This window comes from Burkholderia sp. Ax-1720, from assembly GCF_011753035.1.
In the GTDB taxonomy this organism is placed as follows: domain Bacteria; phylum Pseudomonadota; class Gammaproteobacteria; order Burkholderiales; family Burkholderiaceae; genus Burkholderia; species Burkholderia gladioli.
In genome coordinates this window covers 1-2,033 of the sequence record NZ_VWWK01000381.1, presented here as the reverse complement: position 1 = coordinate 2,033, position 2,033 = coordinate 1, and the positions used below count along the sequence as shown (strand labels likewise).

Annotated in this window: 1 pseudogene; it reads left to right on the top strand. The window is 77.1% G+C overall.

From position 1 onward, the window contains the following. Positions 1-40: 40 nt before the first annotated feature. Positions 41-2,033: pseudogene (locus tag F3J18_RS36920) on the top strand (hypothetical protein); the annotation flags it as partial.

Sequence of the window (2,033 nt, the reverse complement as noted above, 5' to 3'; positions counted from 1 at the left end):
GGGTGGCCTGAACGCGGTCGCGGGCACGGTCGTCAGCGGCTTGTCGACGGGTCTGGGCACGACCACCGGCGCGCTGACCACGGGCCTCGGCGCCGCGACGGGCGGCCTGTCGAATGGCCTGGGCGCGGTATCGGGCGCGCTGGCATCGGGCGCGGGTGCGCTGGCCGGCGGCCTGGGTGCCGCGACGGGGGGATTGAATACGGTGGCCGGGACGGTCGCGGGTGGCCTCGGTGCGGCATCGGGCGCCTTGGCATCGGGTGCGGGTGCGCTGGCCGGTGGCCTGGGTGCCGCGGCGGGTGGTTTGAATACGGTGGCCGGCACGGTGACGAGCGGCCTGTCGAATGGGCTGGGTGCCGCCACGGGCGCGTTGTCGAGCGGCGCAGGCGCGTTGGCCGGTGGTCTCGGCGCCGTCGCTGGCGGGCTGGGTTCGGCGACGAGCGGCCTGAACACGGTGGCCGGCACGGTTGCCAGCGGCCTGTCGAATGGACTGGGTGCCGCCACGGGCGCGCTGTCGAGCGGCGCGGGTGCGCTGGCAGGCGGTCTCGGCGCCGTCGCTGGCGGCCTGGGTTCGGCGACGAGCGGGCTGAACACGGTGGCTGGCACGGTGACGAGTGGCCTGTCGAGCGGTCTGGGTGCCGCGACGGGCGCTTTGTCGAGCGGCGCGGGTGCGCTGGCCGGTGGTCTCGGTGCCGTCGCTGGTGGCCTGGGTTCGGCGACGAGCGGCCTGAACACGGTGGCCGGCACGGTTGCTGGCGGTCTGTCGAATGGCCTGGGTGCCGCGACCGGTGCGCTGTCGAGCGGTGCGGGTGCGCTCGCCGGTGGCCTCGGCACGGTGTCAGGCGCGCTGTCGAGCGGCGCCGGTGCGCTTGCCGGTGGTCTCGGTGCAGTCGCGGGCGGTCTCGGTTCGGCGATGGGCGGCCTGGGCGCGGTGACCGGAACGGTCGTCAGCGGTCTGTCGACCGGCCTCGGTACTGCCGCCGGCGCGCTGTCGGGTGGCGCCGGCGCGGTGGCGGGCGGTCTGTCGAGCGGGCTTAGCGCGGTCTCTGGCGTGCTGGGCACGGGCGCTTCGTCGCTGGCAGGTGGCCTGACGACGGTCGCCGGCACTGCAACGGGCGCGCTGAGCGGTGGTCTGGGCACTGTCGCCGGTGCGCTGTCGAATGGCGCGGGCGCCCTGGCCGGCGGTCTCGGCGCGGCGACGGGCGGTCTGTCGACGGTGGCGGGCACGGCAGCCGGCGCGTTGTCGAGCGGCGCGGGCGCCTTGGCCGGCGGCCTCGGCGCGGCGGCGGGCGGCCTGTCGTCGGTGGCGGGCACGGCAGCCGGTGCTTTGTCGAGCGGCGCGGGCGCCTTGGCCGGCGGTCTCGGCGCGGCGACCAGCGGCCTGTGCGCGGTGACCGGCACGGTGGCCGGTGCGCTGGGCACCGGCGCCACGGCGCTGGGCGGCACGGCCGGCGCACTGGCCAGCGGCCTCGGTACCGGCGCGACGGCGGTTTCGGGCGCGCTCGGCGCCGGCGCGAACGCGTTGTCGGGCGGCGTCCAGGCAGTCGCGGGCGGCTTGGGCACCACCACCACGGCGATCACCGGCCTGGTCGGCAGCGTCAATCCGGCCTCGGCCGTGACGGGCGTGCTGGGCGCGGCGACCTCGGGCCTCGGCAATGCGACCACGGCGCTCACCGGCGCCCTGGCCTCGGTGCCGACGGCGGCGGTCACCGGCGTGGTCAACGCGGCCTCGTCGGGCGTGAGCTCGGCGGTCGGCGGCCTCGGCACGGTGGCGGGCACGGTCGCCAGCACCGCGCCGGCGGCGGTGAAGGGCGTGGTCAACGCGGTCACCGGCGTGGTCGCGAGCAACCCGATCGCCTCGATCACGGCGCTGATCGGCAACCTGCAGACGGCGCTGCCGGTCTCGACGGTGACGGGCGCGGTCTCGACGGTCGCGAACACGGTGACGGGCACGCTGTCGAGCGCGGCGCACACGGGCCTGGCCGCCACCACGGCGCTCGGCACGGTCGGCGCGACGCTCGCCTCGACCACCGGCA